The sequence below is a fragment of the Streptococcus oralis genome (assembly GCF_016028255.1).
In the GTDB taxonomy this organism is placed as follows: domain Bacteria; phylum Bacillota; class Bacilli; order Lactobacillales; family Streptococcaceae; genus Streptococcus; species Streptococcus oralis_AC.
Window position 1 is genome coordinate 598,977 of sequence record NZ_CP065707.1, and the last position, 22,855, is coordinate 621,831.

A 22,855-nucleotide genomic window follows, 5' to 3' on the forward strand; every position below is an offset into this window, starting at 1 on the left:
TATCAGGAGACACATAAACATGTTACCATTAGACGAATTTGTACAAAAGCGTTACAATAAAACCATTGCAGAATGTAGCAATGAAGAGCTTTACCTTGCTCTTCTTAACTACAGCAAACTTGCTAGCAGCCAAAAACCAGTGAACACTGGTAAGAAAAAAGTTTACTATATCTCAGCTGAGTTCTTGATTGGTAAACTCTTGTCAAACAACTTGATTAACCTTGGCCTTTACGACGATGTGAAAAAAGAACTTGCAGCTGCAGGTAAAGAGTTGATCGAAATCGAAGAAGTAGAATTGGAACCATCACTTGGTAACGGTGGTTTGGGACGTTTGGCAGCCTGCTTTATCGACTCAATCGCTACACTTGGTTTGAATGGTGATGGTGTTGGTTTGAACTACCACTTCGGTCTTTTCCAACAAGTTCTTAAAAATAACCAACAAGAAACAATTCCTAATGCTTGGTTGACAGAGCAAAACTGGTTGGTACGCTCAAGCCGTAGCTACCAAGTGCCATTTGCACACTTCACATTGACATCTACTCTTTACGATATCGATGTACCTGGCTACAAGACAGCTACTAAAAACCGCTTGCGTTTGTTTGACTTGGATTCAGTTGATTCTTCTATCATCGAAGATGGTATCAACTTTGACAAGACAGATATCGCTCGCAACTTGACTCTCTTCCTTTACCCAGACGATAGCGACAAGCAAGGTGAATTGCTCCGTATCTTCCAACAATACTTCATGGTTTCAAACGGTGCACAATTGATCATCGACGAAGCAATCGAAAAAGGAAGCAACTTGCATGACCTTGCGGACTATGCAGTTGTACAAATCAATGATACTCACCCATCAATGGTGATTCCTGAATTGATCCGTCTTTTGACTGCGCGTGGTATCGAACTTGATGAAGCAATCTCTATCGTTCGTAGCATGACTGCCTACACTAACCACACAATCCTTGCTGAAGCCCTTGAAAAATGGCCTCTTGAATTCTTGCAAGAAGTGGTTCCTCACTTGGTACCAATCATCGAAGAATTGGACCGTCGTGTGAAGGCAGAATACAAAGACCCAGCTGTTCAAATCATCGATGAGAGCGAACGTGTTCACATGGCTCACATGGATATCCACTACGGATACAGCGTAAACGGGGTTGCAGCTCTTCACACTGAAATCTTGAAGAACTCAGAGTTGAAAGCTTTCTACGACATCTACCCAGAAAAATTCAACAACAAAACAAACGGTATCACATTCCGTCGTTGGCTCATGCATGCTAACCCAAGCTTGTCTCACTACTTGGATGAGATTCTTGGACATGGTTGGCACCATGAAGCAGATGAACTTGAAAAACTCTTGTCATACGAAGACAAGGCTGCTGTCAAAGAAAAATTGGAAAGCATCAAAGCTCACAACAAACGTAAATTGGCTCGTCACTTGAAAGAGCACCAAGGTGTGGAAATCAATACAAACTCTATCTTTGATATCCAAATCAAACGTCTTCACGAGTACAAACGCCAACAAATGAACGCTTTGTATGTCATCCACAAATACCTTGATATCAAGGCTGGTAACATCCCTGCTCGTCCAATTACAGTCTTCTTTGGTGGTAAAGCAGCTCCTGCCTACACAATCGCTCAAGACATCATTCACTTGATCCTTTGCTTGTCAGAAGTGATTGCTAACGATCCAGCAGTAGCTCCACACTTGCAAGTTGTAATGGTTGAAAACTACAACGTTACTGCAGCAAGCTTCTTGATCCCAGCATGTGACATCTCAGAACAAATCTCACTTGCTTCTAAAGAAGCTTCAGGTACTGGTAACATGAAATTCATGTTGAACGGAGCTTTGACTCTTGGTACTATGGACGGAGCTAACGTGGAAATCGCTGAATTGGTTGGCGACGAAAACATCTACATCTTCGGTGAAGATTCAGAAACTGTTATCGACCTTTACGCAAAAGCAGCATACAAATCAAGCGAATTCTATGCTCGTGAAGCTATCAAACCGTTGGTTGACTTCATCGTGAGCGATGCTGTTCTTGCAGTAGGTAAGAAAGAGCGCTTGGAACGTCTTTACAACGAATTGATCAACAAAGACTGGTTCATGACTCTCCTAGACTTGGAAGACTACATCAAAGTCAAAGAGCAAATGCTTGCTGACTACGAAGACCGTGACGCATGGTTGGACAAAGTCATCGTCAACATTGCCAAAGCAGGATTCTTCTCATCTGACCGTACAATCGCTCAGTACAACGAAGATATCTGGCACTTGAACTAATAATTACATAATTTAAACCCGTACCTTGAAGGTGCGGGTTTTGTCTTATCTGAAAGTTTTATTTACAGTGCTTTCCCAACCAGAATCTCTGCTTCAATGGTAATTTCTGTCAACTGACTCCAGTCAATCTTAGTATGGTCAACGTGAAAGAGTAAGGGTGTCATAGTAAGCAGAGCTTGGCGTTGCTCAGCCGTGATAGGCTTTGTTAGGGAAGCTATTTGGCTAGATTGGATGCTGAAGTGTTCCTGGAAATGTTCTTTGATATCTTGATTAGAATAGTCCTTCTTTGTCAGCTGGTCCTGCACCATTTGACGGATTTCTTTGAGGTGATTTTCAGTTGGGATAACCTTTATCAAGATACCGTCTTTGGATAAAACGCGGCGGAATTCTCCATAGTTGGCAGGCGAAAAGATATCAAGCAGGATGTCCATGCTGCCGTCTTTTATAGGAAGACGAGCTAGGTCACCAACGAACCAATTGACTGCTCAGTTGGGTTCGCTCTTGGCAGCGATTTGGACTGAATCTTTTGAAATGTCAAAGGCATAGAAGGTTTTTTCAGGGTGACTTTCTTGGAGTTTGCGAGAGTAGAAACCTTCGCCACAGCCGATATCTAAGACTGTTTTGGCACTTTCTGAGTTTGAAAGTAAATTTGAGATGGCTTCTAAAATGTTTTGATAAAAGCCGGCTTCTAGGATTTGATGACGGTTTTGAAAATTTTCCTTGTCGTAGTTGGCAGATTGCTTGATTTGCGGTGCCAGATTGACATAGCCGAATTTTGCCAGATCAAAAGAATGGCGGTTGCTACACTTGAGACTAGACTCTACCAAGGACAGATTTTCTTGGCAGATAGGGCAGGAAAAGGCAGTCGCAGAAGCAAAACGCTGAAGTTTGGGTTTGAGGTTTGTATTCATAGTTTAAGTGTATCAAAAGAGACAAGTGAAAGCAACTTCAGGAGTAAGTAGATGGGAGATTCAGTAGAAATAAAACTAATTCTTCAATTTATAAAATGAAATTGCTTTTATATCTAAATTGCTATATAATAATGATAAGGAGGAAATAAGTATGTTAAAAGAAGTACTAACCGTTGCAAAAGTTGCGAAAAAATCTTCATTATTTTTGGGTGGTGTCGCATTTGGTACCCTTGGTTTGAAAATCTTAGCAAGTAAGGAAGCTAAAAAAGGTTATTCTAAAGCTTTGGCTAAGGCTTACAAGTTTAAAGATGAGCTAGATGCATCTGTTTCTGTTGTGAAGCAACATGGAGACGATGTTTTGCAAGATGCTAAATATTTGTATGAGCAAGAGAAAAAAGAAGAGCAATTAGATAGCCTTATAGGAGAATAATATGTCTTTTAAAGTGCTATATAGAGGATATCAACATATCCGACTATCATCTTCTTTTTCACTCACCTTGGATATTCAAGACTATCTTCGTTCCTTGGCGAGAGATGAGAAGGGAATTGAGTCTATCCAGTTTTACATGGATCAACAGCACTTTACCCTACGTATAAAAGAAGGCTTCTCTGTATTAGACAATGCAGAAGCCTTTTTAAAAAGAATTGATAAAGGGAAAGTTTCTGAGTTGATGACTCTTCCTGTTCGTAGAGAAGAGAGTGCCTATTCTATCGTTTCAGGTGCAGCGATTAAGCGTGTGCTTTTTCGTAGTTTTGTACCTTATCCTATTCGATATATCTGGACCTGTTACCAGGCTTTGGGTTATGTTAGAGAAGCCTATCAGACCCTAGCGCGTAAGGAACTAACGATGGAGGTCTTGGACTGTTCGGCGATTTTATTGTCTTTGTTCATGAATCAATCCAAGACTGCCAGCAACATCATGTTTATGCTTGATTTGGGGAATCATTTAGATCAGTGGTCCTTGAAAAAAACTGCAACAGATTTAGAACAAAGCCTTCTTGCAAAAGAAAGCGATGTATTCTTGGTACAGGGTGATACGGTCGTTAGTATCAAGAGTTCCGATGTTCAAATAGGAGATGTCTTGGTCCTATCTCAAGGAAATGAAATTCTGTTTGATGGACAAGTAGTTTCAGGTTTAGGTATGGTCAACGAAAGTTCCTTGACGGGAGAGAGTTTTCCAGTTGAAAAAAGAGAGTCTGATTTGGTTTGTGCAAACACAGTCTTGGAGACTGGGGAGCTACGCATTCGTGTAACCGATAATCAGATGAATAGCCGTATTTTACAGCTGATTGAGTTGATGAAGAAATCTGAAGAAAATAAGAAAACGAAACAACGCTATTTCATCAAGATGGCGGACAAGGTCGTCAAATATAATTTCTTGGGGGCTGGTCTGACTTACCTATTAACGGGCTCTTTTTCTAAGGCTATTTCATTCCTATTGGTCGATTTCTCCTGCGCTTTGAAAATCTCTACTCCTATAGCTTATTTGACAGCTATCAAGGAGGGATTGAATCGTGAGATGGTAATTAAAGATGGAGATGTTCTAGAGAAATATCTGGAAGTTGATACTTTCTTGTTTGATAAGACAGGAACAATCACAACTAGCTATCCTATAGTTGAAAAGGTGTTACCTTTTGGGGATTATAGCGAGGAAGATATTCTCAGAATCAGTGCCTGTCTTGAGGAACACATTTATCATCCTATTGCTAATGCCATTGTCAAGCAAGCTGAGATAGAGGGAATTGAACATGAGGAAATGCATGGGAAACTCCAATATATTGCAAGCAAGGGAATTAAGTCCCATATCGATGGCCAACCAGTTGTTATTGGGAATTATGTCTTGATGCAGGATGAGCAGATTCATATCAGTTCGGAACAAAATGCTTTAATTGAAGAGTATAAGAGCCACTACAATCTCTTATTCTTAGCATATCAGAATGAATTGATTGGAATGTTCTGCATCCATACTCCTTTGAGAAAAGAAGCAAAAGCAGCCTTGGAGAAACTTAGGGCACAAGGGAAAAAATTGATTCTGGCAACAGGGGATACCCTGGTTAGGACAGAGGAATTAGTAAAAGATTTGCCCTTTGATCAAGTCTATACAGACTTGAAACCTGATGGGAAGTTCGAGTTAGTAGAGAAACTGCAGAGAGCAGGTCACACTATTTTGATGGTTGGGGATGGATTGAATGACTCAGCTGCTCTAACCCTATCAGATATCGGTGTGGTGATGAATGAGAGTGCAGATATTTCTAAGCAAATGAGTGATATCTTATTGTTAGATAATCGCTTGGATTTCTTCCAAGAGTTGGATTTGCTATCATCATCTTTGCAAACACTTATCAAGAAGAATATTCAAGATACCGTTGTCGTAAATAGTAGTTTGATTGGCTTTGGCTTGTTTAATTGGCTCAGTCCTTCAAACCTCTCTATCCTACATAATCTAACAACCTTACGCATAGTCCTGCGTAGCCTGTCTATTAAGGGATAGGTGGGGACTATTCACAGCAAAAAGGAGTTACCTTTCTCGAGGGTAACTCCTTTGTTTATAGGTAAATGTTTAACAATTTAGTAAGTCAATACAAAGTATTTCTTCTTTCCGCGGCGGATAACAGTTAGTTCGTTTTCTAACTTATCTGCGTCACTCAAGACATAGTCAAGGTCTTGGATACGGTCGCCGTTGATGTAGATAGCTCCATTTTGAACATCTTCGCGGGCTTGACGTTTGGAATTAACCACACCAGAAGATACGAGCAATTCCACGATATTGTGGTTTTCGTCTGCTTGTACTTGGTAGTTTGGCACTCCACGAAGTCCTTGTTTGAGTTCTTTGACAGAAAGGTTTTTGATATTTCCAGCAAAGAGTTGCTCTGTGATATTGAGGGCTTCCTTATAGGCTTCTTCGCCGTGAACAAGTGTAACGACTTCACGAGCCAAGACTTTCTGAGCCAAGCGTTCGTGTGGCGCCGCTTCAAACTGCTTGCGGATCTCTTCAATCTCGTCCAGTGACAAGAAGGTAAAGATCTTCAAGAAGCGAACAGCGTCAGCATCCATGACGTTCATCCAGAATTGGTACATTTCGTATGGGGAAGTCTTTTCGGGATTGAGCCAGACTGCGTTTCCTTCAGATTTACCAAATTTCTTACCAGTCGCATCAGTGATGAGAGGAACTGTGATAACGTGACCAGTCTTATCAGCCTTACGGCGAAGCAATTCGGTACCTGCGGTCATATTTCCCCACTGGTCAGAACCACCGATTTGTAGCGTTACGTTGTGCTCTTGGTTAAGGACAAAGAAGTCGTACCCTTGCATGATTTGGTAGGCAAATTCTGTGTAAGAAATCCCTGTCTCGATCCGTTTTTTCACAGACTCCTTGCTCATCATGTAGTTGACAGTGAAGTATTTTCCGATATCACGGAGGAAGTCAATGAAGCTGATGCTGCCAAACCAGTCGTAGTTGTTGACCATGACAGCTTTATTTTCCCCATTTTCAAAATCAAGAAAACGAGAAAGTTGTCCTTGGATAGACTTGACCCAGCCCTCTACTGTGTCTTTTGTTTGGAGACTACGCTCAGCATCTTTGAAGGACGGATCTCCGATGAGACCTGTAGCACCGCCAACGAGCGCGTAAGGTTTGTGACCTGCTAGTTGCAAACGACGACTTGTCAAGATTGCGACAAGGTGGCCTAGGTGAAGGCTGTCAGCAGTTGGATCGTAGCCAGTATAATAAGAAACTTGACCTTCTTCTAGGGCTTTGCGCAAAGCTTCTTCATCAGTCGTTTGAAAGATCAAACCACGCTCTTTTAGCTCATCAAAAATGTGCATGTGTCTTTTCTCCTTTTTAAAATATTGTTTCTACCTATTGTATCACAAACTTGGGCAATAGCCTAGTAGAATAGGGAAGAAAGTGGCTATTTTATTGAAAGTTTACCTTTTATGATATAATAGAGAAAGTGAGGACATTCATGAAAAAAAGAAACAGTGAATTAAAAACAAAGTTGCTGCATTTTTTCCAGCAACTAACTGCCAAATGGAAGAAAAAACAAGCAAGTAAAAAGACTGATAAGAAAGTGGCTTCTTCTGACAAAGTCAGAAGGGTTGGGTCTATTTTGGCTAAGATTTTGAGTGCTTTTAAAGTGACCTTCAACACTCTCTTTATCCTAGGCTTTATCGGAAGTCTTCTTGGTGCTGGTGTGGCTATGGGTTATGGAGTCGCTCTATTTGACAAGGCTCAGGTTCCTCAAGCAGAAGAGTTGGTTAAACAAGTAAAGGATATTGCCTCTATCTCAGAAATCGCCTATTCTGACGGGACTACCATTGCTTCGATTGAGGGCGATTTGTTGCGCACTTCAGTTGCTTCGGATGCTATATCAGATAATCTTAAGAAAGCCATTATTGCGACAGAGGATGAGCATTTCAATGAACACAAGGGAGTTGTACCTAAGGCAGTTATTCGTGCGACCTTGGGAACCTTTGTCGGTCTAGGGTCGTCCAGTGGTGGTTCGACCTTGACCCAGCAGGTCATCAAGCAACAGGTGGTAGGGGATGCTCCGACCTTGGCTCGTAAGGCGACAGAAATCGTAGATGCTCTTGCCTTGGAGCGCGTCATGAGCAAGGACGAAATTCTGACAACCTATCTGAATATTGCTCCTTTCGGTCGCAATCACAAAGGTCAAAATATTGCAGGTGCGCAGCAGGCTGCAGAAGGAATCTTTGGAGTCAAAGCTTCGGACTTAACGGTCCCTCAAGCGGCTTTTATCGCAGGCTTGCCACAGAGTCCGATTAGTTATTCCCCTTATGAATCTGACGGAAGTATGAAGAGTGATGAGGATATGGCTTTGGGAATCAAGCGTGCCAAGGACGTCCTCTATAATATGTACCGGACAGGTGCTCTGAGCCAAGAAGATTACGACAAGTACAAGGATTATGACTTTAAGCAAGACTTTCTACCATCAGGTAGTGTCAACGGAAGCTCACGCGACTATCTTTACTTTGCAACCTTGGCAGAAGCTACAGATCGGATGTATGATTATCTAGTTGAGAGAGATCATGTCTCTGCTCAAGAGTTAAAGAATGAGTCCATCCAAAAAGCTTATCGTGATCTAGCCACTAAGGAAATTGAGAATGGTGGGTATAAGATTACGACAACTATCAATAAAAATGTTCATACCGCAATGCAAAATGCGGTTGCGACCTATGGCTATCTGCTAGATGATTCGACAGGCCAGCCTGAGGTGGGGAATGTCCTCATGGACAACCAAACGGGAGCTATCTTTGGATTTGTTGGTGGCCGTAATTACCAAGAAAATCAGAACAATCACGCTATCGATACCAAGCGTTCTCCAGCTTCAACCACTAAGCCTATACTGGCCTATGGTATCGCGATTGACCAAGGTTTGATGGGAAGTGCAAGCATCTTGTCTAACTACCCGACAAACTTTTCAAACGGCAATCCCATCATGTATGTCAATAGTCCTGGTACAGGGATGATGACCTTAGGAGAAGCCCTCAACTATTCATGGAATATCCCAGCCTACTGGACTTATCGTTCGCTTCGAGAGAAGGGGGTCGATGTCAAAGGCTATATGGAAAAAATGGGTTATGAAATCCCAGAATATGGTATCGAAAGTTTACCGATGGGTGGGGGGATTGATGTTACAGTTGCTCAGCATACCAATGGTTATCAGACCTTGGCTAATAATGGGGTCTACCATAAGAAACATATGATTTCCAAGATTGAATCGACGACTGGACAAGTGATTTATGAATATAAAACTCAACCTGTTCAAGTTTATTCAAAAGCGACAGCGACCATCATGCAGAGTCTGCTTCGCGAGGTGATCTCATCTCGAATTACTTCGAGCTTCCAGACCGACTTGGCTTCTATCAATCCAAGTCTGGCTCGTGCTGACTGGATCGGAAAAACTGGAACGACTAATGAAGATGAAAATATGTGGCTCATGCTTTCTACACCTCGCTTGACTTTGGGTGGCTGGTTAGGTCACGACGACAACCGACCGCTAGCCAAAGGAGCAGGCCATTACCGCAATGCCAACTATATGGCCCACTTGGTCAATGCTATCCAGCAAGCCGAACCTGGCATATGGGGGAATGAGCGCTTTAGTCTAGACCCAAGTGTGACCAAGTCTCAAGTCCTCAAATCGACAGGAGAAAAACCTGGCAAGGTCACAATCAATGGCAAAGAAGTCACCGTTTCAGGTTCTACAGTAACGAGCTATTGGGCTACTAAAGAAGGGGCGCCAGTAACCACTTACCGCTTTGCCATCGGAGGGAGCGATGCCGATTATCAAAATGCTTGGAAGAGCATTTTAGGAAGTTTACCCACTCTCCCTACCCCAACTCTCCCAAGTTCAAGTGGTAGTTCGGGAACAAGCTCATCAACTCGCTCAAATCAATCAAATCGATAGAATAAAAAAGTAGCAAGTTTCATTTAATATTATGTTTCGTGCTACTTTTTTCTTTTTTCATTTCGTGTTACAATAGGAGAATGAATAAGTATCAAAAGAAGATTTTTAAGGGAACCTTGTATTCACTGTTGTCAGGTCTGATTTGGGGAATTTGTGGTATTCTGGGAGAATATTTTTTCACCCATTATCAGGTGTCGTCTGGCTGGATCACTTCCATGCGCTTGCTTTTTGCAGGTAGCTTGGTCTTGATTTTATCTGCCTTTCAGTTGCGCTTTCAATTATTGGACATTTGGCGAAATAAGAAAAACTATCTGCCTTTTTTCGCTTACGCTATTCTGGGGATTTTTTCTGTACAGTTTTTCTTCTATCTCTGTGTTGAATATTCGAATGCGACGACAGCAACGATTTTGCAATTTATCAGTCCAGTTTTTATCTTGTTTTATAATCGTATCATTTATCAAAAGAAGGCTTCTATCACAGCCATTCTCTATGTTTTGATTGCCATGCTAGGTGTTTTTTTGATGGCTACAAAAGGGGATTTATCCAAGCTATCAATGACACCTCTGGCTTTAGTGACGGGGCTACTCAGTGCTGTAGGGGTTATGTTCAACGTTATCCTACCTCAGCGTTTTGCACGTGACTATGGTTTTGTGCCAACCGTTGGTTGGGGGATGTTGCTAGCAGGTGTTTTTAGCAATTTTCTTTATCCTGTTCATCAGATTACCTTTCAACTTGATGTGACGAGCCTTTTGATTTGTTTTACTATTGCTGTGTTTGGAACGGCTTTTGCTTTTTTCCTTTCGATGAAGGCTGTGCTACTCGTCTCACCGTTAGTTGTGTCAGTTGTGAGTGCCAGTGAACCTTTATCTTCCGCATTGTTAAGTGTGCTATTTCTAGGTATGGTTTTGGATGGTTTTCTAGCTTTGGCTATGATTTTGATTATCGTTCCAATGGTTTTCTTATCAATTGAGGAAACGAAGGAAAGGTAAAATGTTCTGTTCGAGTGCTTAAGACTTCAAATTTGAAGCCTTTTTTGGTAGAATAGGTATCATTATAACGAACCAGGAGGCGCCTATGACTGCCACAAAAATGAATGCCCAAGAAATCATCCAATTTATCGCCAATGCGGAAAAGAAAACCAGTGTTAAAGTAACCTTTGAGGGAGAACTCGCATCTGCTCTACCTAGCTCTGTTGTCAAACTAGGCAATGTTCTATTTGGAGACTGGAAGGACGTCGCTCCGCTTCTCGAAGGTTTGGTAGAAAATCAAGACTATGTTGTCGAACAAGATGCTCGTAATTCTGCAGTTCCCTTGCTAGACAAACGTGCTATCAACGCTCGTATCGAGCCGGGTGCTATTATCCGTGACCAGGTGGAAATTGGTGACAATGCTGTTATCATGATGGGAGCTGTTATCAATATCGGTGCTGAAATCGGTGCTGGAACCATGATTGATATGGGTGCTATCCTTGGTGGCCGCGCCATCGTTGGGAAAAACAGCCACGTTGGTGCAGGTGCAGTTTTGGCAGGTGTGATTGAGCCAGCTAGTGCCGATCCAGTCCGTGTTGGAGACAATGTTCTCATCGGAGCCAATGCAGTGGTCATCGAAGGAGTCCAAATCGGTAGTGGTTCAGTTGTCGCTGCAGGAGCTATCGTGACTCAAGATGTCCCAGAAAACGTTGTAGTAGCAGGTGTTCCGGCTCGTATCATCAAAGAGATTGATGCCCAAACCCAACAAAAAACAGCGCTAGAGGATGCGCTTCGTACCTTGTAATGGTAAAAGTAAAAAAGAGGCGGAACCCTTTTTCCAGCCTCTTTCTGCTATATAGGAGGACAGATAGATGTTAGATTTGATTCAGACTAGACGAGATTTGCACCAGATTCCAGAGATTGGCTTGGAGGAATTCAAGACTCAGGCTTATTTGCTGGATGTGATTGAGAAATTGACAGAGGGCAAGGATTTTGTCCAAGTTCGTACTTGGCGAACAGGGATTTTGGTCTACCTGCAGGGAAGTCAGCCGGAACGAACCATTGGTTGGCGAACAGACATTGATGGTCTGCCTATCGTCGAACAAACAGGCCAGCCTTTTGCTTCTCAACACCAAGGTCGCATGCATGCTTGTGGCCATGATTTCCACATGACCATTGCCTTGGGCTGCCTAGAACACGCCCTTGAGGAGCAACCCAAGAATAATTTGCTCTTCCTATTTCAGCCTGCTGAAGAAAATGAAGCTGGTGGTATGCTCATGTATGAAGATGGTGCTTTTGGGGACTGGCTACCAGACCAGTTTTATGGTCTCCATGTTCGTCCGGATCTGAAAGTCGGCCAGATTGCGACCAATACCCACACGCTTTTTGCTGGGACTTGCGAAGTTAAGATTCGTTTCAAAGGAAAAGGCGGGCACGCAGCCTTTCCGCATGAAGCCAATGACGCCTTGGTGGTTGCTAGTTACTTTGTGACCCAGGTGCAGTCAGTTGTCAGCCGCAATGTTAATCCAATCGAAGGAGCAGTGGTGACCTTTGGCCTTTTCCAAGCTGGAACAACCAACAATGTCATTACAGACACAGCCTTTTTACATGGAACCATTCGCGCCTTGACTCAGGACATGAGCCTCCTAGTACAAAAAAGAGTCAAGACAGTCGCAGAAGGGGTTGCAGCAGCCTTTGATATGGAAGTCGAAGTAGAACTCAAGCAAGGAGGCTACCTACCTGTTGAGAACAATCCAGCCTTGGCGCGTGAACTGATGGACTTCTTTGAAGAAAAAGACGGAATTGAGTTGATTGATATCGAGCCAGCTATGACTGGTGAGGACTTTGGTTATCTCCTTTCGAAGGTAGATGGCGTTATGTTCTGGCTAGGTATCGATAGTCCTTACGCCCTTCACCACCCTCAGATGAGTCCCAAAGAAGAGGTCTTAGCTATTGGGGTGGAAGCAGTATCTAGTTTCCTGAAAAAGAAGGCGGCGGAGTAGAGGAATTATCTATGAAAGCAGAACTACGCAAGAAAGTCTTGCACGAAATGAAGGCTTTATCTCAGAAGCAAAAACAGGCTATGGATCGAGTTTTAACTGAGCGTTTCTTACATCACCCCTTTTACCAAGAAGCCAAAGCCATCGCAACCTATCTCTCTTTCACTCATGAATTTCAAACGCAGGAACTGATTGACCAGGCGCTGAAGGACGGCAAAAAGGTTTTGATACCCAAAACCTATTCCAAGGGGCGTATGGAGTTTGTGGTCTACGATCCGCAGCAGTTGAAAAAAACTTCCTTTGGTTTACTGGAGCCCCAAGGGGACTTGGAAGTGGTGGATCCGTCTCAGATTGATTTAATTCATGTTCCGGGCTTGGCTTTTACAACAGAGGGCTATCGGATTGGATATGGCGGAGGCTATTACGACCGCTATCTGGAGAATTTTGCTGGTCAGACCATGAGTACAATCTATCCTTGTCAAATCCAGAATTTCAACTCTGAAGACCATGATATTCCCGTTCAGGAGGTGCTAATCTATGAAGGAAATCTTTGATAAACGCTACTCTGTGACTAGTTTTTTTCTCCTAGTGACTGGCTTTGTATTTCTACTGATGCTGATTACTACGGGTATCAACTTTGATCAAGTCAAAACTCTGTTTCAGTTTGGAGCTATGTATGGACCGATCATTCGCCTGTTCCCAGAGCAGTTCTGGCGCCTTTTTTCGGCTATATTTGTGCATATCGGTTGGGAACATTTCATTGTCAATATGATTTCACTCTACTTTCTTGGACAACAGGTGGAGGAGATTTTCGGCTCTAAGCAATTTTTCCTTCTTTATCTCTTATCAGGAATGATGGGCAATCTCTTTGTTTTTGCTTTCACACCGAAAGTTCTAGCAGCAGGTGCCTCCACTTCTCTCTATGGATTATTTGCTGCGATTATCGTTTTGCGCTATGCGACTCGCAGCCCCTATATCCAGCAGTTAGGGCAATCCTACCTGACGCTTTTCGTGATAAATATCATTGGAAGTATTCTGATTCCAGGAATCAGCCTAGCAGGGCATATCGGTGGCGCAGTAGGAGGGGCCTTTCTAGCAGTCATCTTTCCAGTCAAATGGGAAAAAAGAATGTATAGCACCAGCCAGCGAATAGGAGCAACTGTACTTTTTATCGCACTAGCCGTTTTCCTTTTCTATAAGGGAATGAGCTATGTGTAAATAAAAAAGAACTAGGATAGTCAACCACCCTAGTTCTTCTTTTGTTATAGATTATTTTTTTAATTTCTCTCCAGCTAACTCTTTTCCGAGTTGGATGAGGTAGTCTTTCAAGTCGTCTTTGACTTGTGGGTGTCTCAGAGCGTAGTCGATGGATGTTTTCATAAAGCCAAACTTGTCTCCGACATCGTAGCGGGAACCCTTGAACTCACGAGCAAATACACGTTGTGTTTTATTGAGGGTGTCGATCGCATCTGTCAGCTGAATTTCATTTCCTGAACCTGGAGCTTGGTTTTCGAGGATTTGGAAAATTTCAGGTGTGAGGAGGTAGCGTCCAATAATAGCAAGGTCGCTAGGAGCGTCCTCTGGAGCAGGTTTTTCAACAAAGGTTTCAACACTGTAAAGGCCGTTTTTCCCTTCGCCTTGCGGTGCAATAACCCCATAGGCAGATACTTCATCGTGAGGGACAGGCATGACAGCGATAGTAGACGCGTGGGTACGTTCATAGTCATCCATGAGTTGTTTGGTGAGCGGAACAGCCTTTTCATTAGTGATATCCATCAAGTCATCCCCAAGCATCACGACAAAAGGTTCATTTCCGACGAAAGCCTTGGCTTGCAAAACAGCATCTCCGAGACCGCGTGGATGAGTTTGGCGGATAAAATGCAGACGCATGCCAGTTGTTTCATCAACTAGCTTCAAAAGATCTGTTTTCCCTTTTTCTTTGAGGTTGTATTCCAATTCGAAGTTTGAGTCGAAGTGGTCCTCAATGGAACGTTTTGACTTACCAGTAACAACCAAGATATCTTCGATTCCAGATTTGAGGGCTTCTTCAACGATAAATTGGATGGTTGGTTTATCTACGATTGGCAACATTTCCTTGGCTAAGGCCTTGGTTGCAGGGAGGAAACGAGTTCCCAATCCAGCTGCAGGGATGACTGCTTTTCTGACTTTTTGTTTCATAATGTTCCTTTCTATAAGGGTCTAAGACCATTCGTTTTCTGCTTTAAATTCGTTGTTCATGATGTCATTGATTGCTTCTTTGATATTGACACCTTCATAGATAACTCGATAAATGGCTTGTGTGATTGGCATGTAGACACCCAATTCCTGAGCCAGTTCGTAAGCTGCTCGAGTCGTTGAAATTCCTTCAATGACCATGCCCATGTTGGCTTCGATGTCTGCGAGGGATTCTCCACGACCGAGAGCGTCACCTGCCCTCCAGTTACGAGAGTGGACAGATGTCCCTGTTACGATCAAATCACCAACTCCAGAAAGACCGCTATAAGTCAGAGGATTAGCTCCAAGAGCGACACCTAGACGGGTGATTTCTGCCAAGCCACGGGCGATGATGGCTGCCTTGGCATTGTCGCCAAATCCTAGACCATGTAATGCTCCAGCACCAACTGCGATGATGTTTTTAAGAGCACCAGCGGTTTCAACCCCGATAACATCCGTATTGGTATAGAGGCGGAAGTAGTGATTGCTAAAGAGATTTTGTACGTACTGAGCAGTTTCAAGGTCTTTAGAGGCTGCGGTGATCAAGGTGATATCGCGTACAATCGTTTCCTCAGCGTGGCTAGGACCTGAAACAACGATGATGTCACTACGGAGGTCAGCTGGAATTTCCTCTTCAAGAATGGTTGATAGGCGTTTGTGACTATCTGGTTCCAAGCCTTTGGAGGCATGCATGATGACAACCTTGTGATCAAGTACCTGTGCTACTTGTTGGGCAACCAGTCTCGTTACTTTTGTTGGGACTACAAATAAAACAGCATCCACATCCTTTAGTGTTTCTTTCAAGTCATGGTATGCCTTGATGTTTTCGTCGAGTAGGATGTCTTTAAAGTAGCGTTTGTTTGTATGTTGGCTATTGATTTCATCGATCTGGTCGGGAATATTTCCCCAAATGCGAACCTCGTGTCCATTGTCGTTTAGGACCTGCGAAAGGGCAGTCCCCCAAGAACCAGGACCCAAGACAGCGATGGTTTGTTTCTTCATCTTCTCCTCCTTTTAAGAGTTCTTCTTTTCATTTTACCATAAAAAGCCTTTTCATGCATTACTTGCGAGTGAAAGCGCACTAATTTGTAATAAGAAAACGCCTTTGACAAGATTCCTCTTTTTTGCTAGAATAGCATCAACATGAAAGAATGAGAGGAGCTGGCGAATTTCGTCACTCCCTTTTGTCTATCTGATTAGGAGGAAGTATGCTGATTGAAAAAATTAAAGCCTATAAATGGCAAGCCTTGGCATCCTTTGTGATGACAGGCTTGATGGTTGCGAGCTCGCTCTTGCAACCTCGCTATTTGCAGGAGGTTTTAGATGCTCTACTGGCTGGCCAACATGAGGCTATTTATAGTATTGGGGCATGGTTGATAGGAGTAGCCCTCGTGGGTCTGGTTGCAGGTGGTGTCAATGTTATTCTTGCAGCCTATATCGCTCAGGGAGTATCTTCGGACCTTCGTGAAGATGCTTTTCGTAAGATCCAAACCTTTTCTTATGCCAACATTGAGCGGTTTAATGCTGGGAATCTGGTTGTCCGCATGACCAATGATATCAACCAAATTCAGAACATGGTGATGATGGTTTTCCAAATCCTTTTCCGTCTTCCTTTGCTTTTTATTGGTTCCTTTATCTTAGCGGTTCACACCCTGCCTTCGCTTTGGTGGGTAATTGTCCTTATGGTAGTGCTGATTTTTGCGCTTACAGGTATCATGATGGGAATGATGGGGCCACGCTTTGCCAAGTTTCAAACCCTTCTTGAACGAATTAATGCCATCGCCAAGGAAAATCTACGTGGTGTGCGTGTGGTCAAATCCTTTGTGCAGGAAAAAGAGCAATTTGACAAGTTTACTGAGGTCTCAGATGAGCTTCTGGGACAAAATATTTATATTGGTTATGCCTTTTCAGTAGTGGAACCTTTTATGATGCTCATTGGGTACGGAGCGGTTTTCCTCTCCATCTGGTTGGTTGCGGGAATGGCTCAGTCGGATCCGTCAGTCGTTGGTTCTATTGCTTCCTTTGTTAACTATCTCAGTCAGATTATCTTTACAATCGTCATGGTTGGATTTTTAGGGAATTCTGTCAGTCGGGCTATGATTTCGATGATGCGTATCCGTGAGGTTCTAGATACCGAGCCAGCGATGACTTTTAAGGATCTTCCAGATGAGGATCTAGAAGGAAGTCTCTCTTTTGAAAATGTGACCTTCACTTATCCTGCTGATGAAGAGCCCATGCTTAAGAATGTAAGTTTTGAAGTTGCGCCAGGTCAGATGGTCGGTGTGGTTGGAGCGACTGGGGCAGGTAAGTCCACCCTTGCCCAGTTAATTCCACGACTTTTTGATCCACAGGAGGGATCTATCAAGATTGGTGGCAAGGATATTCGAGACGTCAGCGAGGGAACCTTGCGTAAAACAGTTTCCATCGTCTTGCAACGTGCTATTCTCTTTAGTGGGACCATTGCAGATAATCTCCGTCAAGGAAAAGGCAATGCCAGCGTGTCCGAACTGGAACGTGCGGCACGTATCGCCCAAGCCAGTGAATTTATTGGACGTATGGAAAACAAATTTGAGAGTCAGGTCGAAGAACGTGGTACCAACTTTTCTGGTGGACAAAAGCAACGGATGTCCATTGCCCGTGGGATTGTCAGCAATCCCCGTATCCTGATTTTTGACGATTCGACTTCGGCCTTGGATGCCAAGTCAGAGAGACTCGTGCAGGAAGCTTTGAACAAAGACCTGAAAGGGACAACAACCATTATCATCGCTCAAAAAATCAGCTCAGTCGTCCATGCAGACAAGATTTTGGTCTTGGACCAAGGGCGCTTGATTGGAGAAGGAAGGCATGCAGACTTGGTAGCTAGCAATGCTGTCTACCGTGAGATCTACGAAACACAAAAGGGAAAGGAGGAATAAAATGAAAACCGTTCGATTTTTCTGGAATTATTTTAAAGTTTACAAGCTCTCCTTTGTCATTGTGATTCTGATGGTTGCAATTGCGACGATTGCCCAAGCTCTCTTTCCTGTTTTTTCGGGTCAAGCAGTGACGGAGCTCGCTAATCTAGTTCTAGCTTATCAAGATGGAACTTCCGAACTAGCCTGGCAAAGTTTGTCAGCTCTGATGCTGAATCTAGCACTGGTTGTGCTGGTTTTGGTAGTGTCCAGTTTGATTTACATGGCCTTGATGACCCGTGTGATTGCCGAGTCGACAAATGAAATGCGTAAGGGTCTTTTTGGCAAACTTTCACGTTTGACGGTTTCTTTCTTTGACCGCCACCAGGATGGTGACATCCTCTCTCGCTTCACTAGTGACTTAGACAATATCCTTCAAGCCTTCAATGAAAGTCTAGTTCAGGTTATGAGCAATATTGCTCTTTACATCGGTTTAATTTTTGTCATGTTTTCGAGAAATGTGACGCTAGCCCTGATAACAGTAGCCAGCACTCCGGTGGCCTTTCTCATGTTGGTCTTCATCGTGAAAATGGCCCGCAAGTACACTAATCTCCAGCAAAAAGAGGTTGGGAAACTCAATGCTTACATGGATGAGAGTATTTCTGGACAGAAAACTTTTATCGTACAAGGGATTCAAGACGACATCGTAGCAGGCTTTGTGGAGCGAAATGAGCGTGTGCGCAAGGCAACCTTTAAAGGGAGAATGTTCTCAGGCATCCTCTTTCCTGTTATGAATGGGATGAGTTTGGTCAACACAGCCATCGTCATTTTTGCAGGTTCTGCGGTCTTGCTGAACGATCCAAGTATCGAAACAACGACGGCCCTAGGTTTGATTGTCATGTTTACTCAATTTTCTCAGCAGTACTACCAGCCGATTATCCAGGTGGCTGCGAGTTGGGGGAGCCTCCAGTTGGCCTTTACTGGAGCGGATCGTATCCAAGAAATGTTCGATGCAGAAGAAGAGATTCGCCCGCAAAATGCACCGGCCTTTACGGAATTACGAGAAGGTGTTGAAATCAGTCACATTGATTTCTCTTATGTGCCAGATAAGCCGATTTTAAAAGATGTTAGCATTTCAGCTCCTAAGGGGCAGATGGTAGCAGTTGTCGGTCCGACTGGTTCAGGGAAGACGACCATCATGAACCTTATCAATCGCTTCTACGATGTGGATGCAGGTAGCATTTCCTTTGATGGCAAAGATATCCGTGACTACGACTTGGACAGCCTGCGGAGTAAGGTCGGTATTGTCTTGCAGGATTCGGTCTTGTTTAGCGGAACAATCCGAGACAATATCCGCTTTGGTGTGCCAGATGCCAGTCAGGAAATGGTCGAAGCAGCTGCCAAGGCAACTCATATTCATGACTACATCGAAAGCTTGCCTGACAAGTATGATACCCTTATTGATGATGAGCAAAATATCTTTTCGACTGGGCAGAAACAATTGATTTCCATCGCTCGAACCTTGATGACAGATCCCCAAGTCCTAATTTTAGATGAAGCGACTTCCAATGTGGACACCGTAACAGAAAGCAAAATTCAACATGCCATGGAGGCAGTTGTAGCAGGTCGAACCAGTTTTGTCATTGCCCATCGTCTCAAGACCATCCTCAATGCCGATCAGATTATTGTCCTCAAAGATGGAGAGGTTATTGAACGTGGAAATCATCACGAGTTGCTCAAGCTCGGCGGTTTCTACTCAGAACTGTATCACAATCAATTTGTCTTCGAATAGAAAAGTTGTCCTTATTGGGCAGCTTTTTCTTATCCATAAAAAATACTTATCACGGTCTTTAAAAAAACATATTAGACAGGAAAGGGTTGGAGTGATAAGATAAGACTGTCGCAAGAAAATCGAAAGGAGACACATCATGGCTAGAACGGTTGTAGGAGTTGCTGCAAATCTATGTCCTGTAGATGCAGAAGGGAAAAACATTCACTCATCTGTATCCTGTAAATTTGCAGAGAGCATTCGTCAAGTCGGTGGTCTCCCTTTAGTAATTCCTGTAGGAGATGAGTCCATTGTGCGCGATTATGTGGAAATGATTGACAAACTCATCTTGACAGGTGGGCAAAATGTCCATCCTCAGTTTTATGGAGAGAAAAAGACTATTGAGAGCGATGATTACAACCTTGTACGCGATGAGTTTGAACTAGCCCTCTTGAAAGAAGCGCTTCGTCAGAATAAACCAATTATGGCAATCTGTCGTGGCGTTCAGTTGGTAAACGTTGCTTTTGGCGGCACCCTCCACCAAGAAATTGAGGGTCACTGGCAAGGCTTGCCTTTTGGAACATCTCATACTATTGAGACAGTAGAAGGAAGCGTGGTGGCTAAGTTATTTGGTAAAGAAAGTCAAGTAAACTCAGTTCATCGTCAAAGTATTAAAGACTTGGCACCTAATTTCCGCGTAACTGCAGTAGATCCACGTGACCAAACGATTGAAGCAATCGAATCTATCGATGAACACCGTATTATTGGTTTGCAGTGGCATCCAGAATTTTTGGTCAATAAAGAGGATGGCAACTTAGAATTATTTGAGTATTTATTGAATGAATTGTAACGACTGGAAACCTAGTCGTTTTTTTGTCTTATTTCGTTCAAATTTTAATATTGTAACATTTTTTACGCAAATGTTTAAATTATGATAAAATTTGGAAAAATTCAGTATAAAAACTTGAAAAAATCTAAGGTAAGGGTTATGATAGAAGAGAAGAAATTTTGGAGGAATATTATGTCACATATTAAATTTGATTATTCAAAAGTATTAGATAAATTTGTTGCACCACATGAACTAGATTATATGCAGCCTCAAGTGACTGCAGCAGATTCTGCTCTGAGAAATGGTACAGGTCCTGGGGCAGAAATGACTGGCTGGTTGAACTTACCTGAAGAATATGACAAAGATGAATTTGCTCGTATTCAAAAGGCTGCTGCTAAAATCCAATCTGATAGTGAGGTATTGATCGTAATCGGTATTGGTGGTTCCTATTTAGGAGCTCGTGCAGCTATTGATTTCTTGAATAATTCATTTGTAAACTTGCAAAGAAAGGAAGAACGCAAGGCACCTCAGATCCTCTATGCTGGAAACTCTATCTCTTCAAGCTATTTGGCTGATTTGGTAGACTATGTATCAGACAAAGATTTCTCAGTAAACGTGATTTCTAAATCAGGTACAACAACTGAACCGGCTATTGCTTTCCGTGTCTTCAAAGAACTCTTGGTTAAGAAGTACGGTCAAGAAGAAGCTAACCAACGTATCTACGCAACTACAGACCGCGCTAAAGGTGCAGTTAAAGTTGAAGCAGATGCTAATGGCTGGGATACTTTTGTAGTGCCTGATAGTGTAGGTGGTCGTTTTACAGTATTGACAGCAGTGGGGCTCTTGCCAATCGCAGCTGCAGGAGCTGATATCAGCAAGTTAATGGAAGGAGCAAATGCTGCTCGCAAGGCTTATGCTTCTGATAAGTTGGCTGAAAATGAAGCATATCAATATGCAGTTGTACGCAATATCTTGTACCGTAAAGGTTATCTGACAGAAGTTCTAGCTAACTATGAACCATCTCTGCAATACTTCTCTGAGTGGTGGAAGCAACTGGCTGGTGAGTCAGAAGGGAAAGACCAAAAAGGGATTTATCCAACTTCAGCTAACTTCTCAACAGACTTGCACTCTCTGGGACAATTTATCCAGGAAGGTACCCGTATCCTCTTTGAAACAGTTATCCGTGTAGATAAACCTCGCAAAAATGTGCTGATTCCTGAATTGGCAGAAGACTTGGACGGTCTTGGCTACTTGCAAGGAAAAGATGTTGACTTTGTCAATAAAAAAGCTACAGATGGAGTGCTGTTAGCACACACTGATGGTGGAGTTCCAAATATGTTTGTGACACTGCCTGAGCAAGATGAGTTCACTTTGGGCTACACTATTTACTTCTTTGAGTTGGCTATTGCTCTTTCTGGCTACCTGAATGGTATCAATCCATTTGACCAGCCTGGAGTTGAAGCTTATAAGAAAAACATGTTTGCTCTTCTTGGGAAACCAGGCTTTGAAGAGCTGGGTGCTGAGTTGAATGCACGCCTTTGATTCTCATATGCTTTGAGTTCATTTAGAATATAAAAAGATCCACAAGTTCATTTCTTGTGGATTTTTAGTACAAGCCTCTTAATTAGTTTATTATTTTTTTTAAAAGTGTAAAAAAGAGTGTCTTAATTCTTTTATGAAAGCGCTGTATAATTGCCTTGTAAATAAAATTTGAGAGGTATCAAAATGAATGATTGGTTAAACATAAAAGGCAAAACAGTTCTTGTGACTGGCGCGTCATCTGGGATCGGTAAGGCAATCGTTGAAGAATTGCTGGAATTAGGAGTCAATGTAGCGAATTTTGATCTTAGCGACAACGATTTGCGTCACCCGAATCTATTATTTGTAAAAGTTGATGTAACTTCTCGCTCTGAAGTAGAAGAGGGTGTTGCCAAAATAGTTGAAAGATTTGGCAATATTGATGCGGTAGTCAATAATGCAGGGATTAATGTTCCCAGATTATTAATTGATGCAGAAAATCCTAAAGGTCCTTACGAGTTAGACGATGAAACGTTTGAAAAAGTAACGATGATTAATCAAAAAGGTTTGTATCTGGTTAGTCAGGCAGTGGGACGTATTTTAGTGAAAAATGGAAAAGGTGTAATTGTGAACATGGCTTCAGAAGCAGGCTTGGAAGGTTCTGAAGGACAAAGTGCCTATGCTGCCACAAAAGCAGCAGTCTATAGTTACACTCGTTCATGGGCAAAAGAGCTGGGTAAGCATGGTGTACGTGTGGTTGGAATTGCTCCAGGAATTATGGAAGCTACGGGACTTCGAACTCTTTCTTATGAGGAAGCTCTTGCTTATACCCGTGGAAAGACGGTAGAAGATATTCGAGCTGGTTATGCTTCAACTTCAACAACTCCTTTGGGACGAAGTGGTAAACTACGGGAAGTAGCTGACCTTGTAGCATTCTATATTTCAGACCGTTCTAGCTATATAACTGGAGTCACTACAAATATTGCCGGAGGGAAAACTCGCGGTTAAAAAAATGAAGGTGAGGAAGAGAGTTGACCATAGTAAATCGA

At 42.8% G+C, this 22,855-nt stretch carries 17 protein-coding genes and 1 pseudogene; 14 read left to right on the forward strand and 4 right to left on the reverse strand.

What is annotated here, in order from left to right; all coding sequences use genetic code 11:
• Nucleotides 1-19: 19 nt before the first annotated feature.
• A complete protein-coding gene (gene glgP, locus I6G42_RS03030; protein ID WP_038804211.1) occupies nucleotides 20-2,278 on the forward strand; it encodes a glycogen/starch/alpha-glucan family phosphorylase in 2,259 nt (752 codons plus the stop codon).
• Between the two features lie 62 nt (nucleotides 2,279-2,340).
• Here glgP and I6G42_RS03035 read toward each other — a convergent pair.
• Nucleotides 2,341-3,189 (reverse strand): annotated as a pseudogene (locus I6G42_RS03035) (putative RNA methyltransferase).
• Between the two features lie 151 nt (nucleotides 3,190-3,340).
• On the opposite strand from I6G42_RS03035, the gene I6G42_RS03040 reads away from it, so the two are divergent.
• Together I6G42_RS03040 and I6G42_RS03045 are read left to right on the forward strand one after the other, a co-directional pair.
• Nucleotides 3,341-3,619: a DUF6110 family protein gene (locus I6G42_RS03040; RefSeq protein ID WP_000910908.1), complete on the forward strand. Its 279-nt coding sequence runs from the start codon at nucleotides 3,341-3,343 to the stop codon at nucleotides 3,617-3,619.
• Between the two features lies 1 nt (nucleotide 3,620).
• Nucleotides 3,621-5,681: a heavy metal translocating P-type ATPase gene (locus I6G42_RS03045; RefSeq protein ID WP_038804210.1), complete on the forward strand. Its 2,061-nt coding sequence runs from the start codon at nucleotides 3,621-3,623 to the stop codon at nucleotides 5,679-5,681.
• Between the two features lie 77 nt (nucleotides 5,682-5,758).
• Here I6G42_RS03045 and tyrS read toward each other — a convergent pair whose 3' ends face one another.
• The gene (gene tyrS / locus I6G42_RS03050; protein ID WP_038804209.1) at nucleotides 5,759-7,015 is read right to left on the reverse strand and encodes a tyrosine--tRNA ligase; all 1,257 of its coding nucleotides are present in this window, start codon (nucleotides 7,013-7,015) and stop codon (nucleotides 5,759-5,761) included.
• 140 nt (nucleotides 7,016-7,155) lie between these two features.
• On the opposite strand from tyrS, the gene pbp1b reads away from it, so the two are divergent.
• The 6 genes from pbp1b to I6G42_RS03080 all read left to right on the forward strand — a co-directional run bounded on the left by pbp1b (nucleotide 7,156) and on the right by I6G42_RS03080 (nucleotide 13,804).
• Nucleotides 7,156-9,618 (forward strand): penicillin-binding protein PBP1B, encoded by a 2,463-nt coding sequence (gene pbp1b, locus I6G42_RS03055; RefSeq protein WP_038804208.1) that lies wholly within the window; start codon nucleotides 7,156-7,158, stop codon nucleotides 9,616-9,618.
• An 80-nt stretch (nucleotides 9,619-9,698) separates the two neighbouring features.
• Nucleotides 9,699-10,607 (forward strand): DMT family transporter, encoded by a 909-nt coding sequence (locus I6G42_RS03060; protein ID WP_038804207.1) that lies wholly within the window; start codon nucleotides 9,699-9,701, stop codon nucleotides 10,605-10,607.
• A gap of 85 nt (nucleotides 10,608-10,692) precedes the next feature.
• Nucleotides 10,693-11,391, forward strand: coding sequence for a 2,3,4,5-tetrahydropyridine-2,6-dicarboxylate N-acetyltransferase (gene dapD / locus I6G42_RS03065; protein WP_038804205.1), 699 nt, complete (start codon nucleotides 10,693-10,695; stop codon nucleotides 11,389-11,391).
• Between the two features lie 67 nt (nucleotides 11,392-11,458).
• The gene (locus I6G42_RS03070) at nucleotides 11,459-12,589 is read left to right on the forward strand and encodes an N-acetyldiaminopimelate deacetylase (RefSeq protein WP_038804204.1); all 1,131 of its coding nucleotides are present in this window, start codon (nucleotides 11,459-11,461) and stop codon (nucleotides 12,587-12,589) included.
• Nucleotides 12,590-12,600: 11 nt separating this feature from the next.
• On the forward strand, nucleotides 12,601-13,140 hold the full coding sequence (locus I6G42_RS03075) for a 5-formyltetrahydrofolate cyclo-ligase (protein WP_038804203.1): 540 nt from the start codon (nucleotides 12,601-12,603) through the stop codon (nucleotides 13,138-13,140).
• Nucleotides 13,124-13,804 (forward strand): rhomboid family intramembrane serine protease, encoded by a 681-nt coding sequence (locus tag I6G42_RS03080; RefSeq protein ID WP_038804202.1) that lies wholly within the window; start codon nucleotides 13,124-13,126, stop codon nucleotides 13,802-13,804. The genes I6G42_RS03075 and I6G42_RS03080 overlap by 17 nt, the downstream gene beginning before the upstream one ends.
• A 51-nt stretch (nucleotides 13,805-13,855) precedes the next feature.
• Here the strand turns inward: I6G42_RS03080 and galU are convergent, their stop codons facing one another.
• On the reverse strand, nucleotides 13,856-14,764 hold the full coding sequence (gene galU / locus I6G42_RS03085) for a UTP--glucose-1-phosphate uridylyltransferase GalU (RefSeq protein WP_038804201.1): 909 nt from the start codon (nucleotides 14,762-14,764) through the stop codon (nucleotides 13,856-13,858).
• A 21-nt stretch (nucleotides 14,765-14,785) separates the two neighbouring features.
• Entirely contained in the window at nucleotides 14,786-15,802 is a 1,017-nt protein-coding gene (locus tag I6G42_RS03090) for an NAD(P)H-dependent glycerol-3-phosphate dehydrogenase (protein WP_038804200.1), read from the reverse strand.
• 206 nt (nucleotides 15,803-16,008) lie between these two features.
• On the opposite strand from I6G42_RS03090, the gene I6G42_RS03095 reads away from it, so the two are divergent.
• The 5 genes from I6G42_RS03095 to I6G42_RS03115 all read left to right on the forward strand — a co-directional run bounded on the left by I6G42_RS03095 (nucleotide 16,009) and on the right by I6G42_RS03115 (nucleotide 22,814).
• Nucleotides 16,009-17,715 carry an ABC transporter ATP-binding protein gene (locus I6G42_RS03095; RefSeq protein WP_038804199.1) on the forward strand — a complete coding sequence of 569 codons (1,707 nt, stop codon included), beginning with the start codon at nucleotides 16,009-16,011 and terminating at the stop codon, nucleotides 17,713-17,715.
• 1 nt (nucleotide 17,716) lies between these two features.
• Nucleotides 17,717-19,483, forward strand: a complete 1,767-nt coding sequence (locus I6G42_RS03100; protein ID WP_038804198.1) for an ABC transporter ATP-binding protein — start codon at nucleotides 17,717-17,719, stop codon at nucleotides 19,481-19,483.
• 136 nt (nucleotides 19,484-19,619) lie between these two features.
• The gene (locus tag I6G42_RS03105) at nucleotides 19,620-20,309 is read left to right on the forward strand and encodes a gamma-glutamyl-gamma-aminobutyrate hydrolase family protein (protein ID WP_038804196.1); all 690 of its coding nucleotides are present in this window, start codon (nucleotides 19,620-19,622) and stop codon (nucleotides 20,307-20,309) included.
• A gap of 171 nt (nucleotides 20,310-20,480) precedes the next feature.
• Entirely contained in the window at nucleotides 20,481-21,830 is a 1,350-nt protein-coding gene (locus tag I6G42_RS03110) for a glucose-6-phosphate isomerase (RefSeq protein WP_000018239.1), read from the forward strand.
• 183 nt (nucleotides 21,831-22,013) lie between these two features.
• The gene (locus tag I6G42_RS03115; RefSeq protein WP_038804195.1) at nucleotides 22,014-22,814 is read left to right on the forward strand and encodes an SDR family oxidoreductase; all 801 of its coding nucleotides are present in this window, start codon (nucleotides 22,014-22,016) and stop codon (nucleotides 22,812-22,814) included.
• The last annotated feature ends 41 nt before the right edge of the window (nucleotides 22,815-22,855 follow it).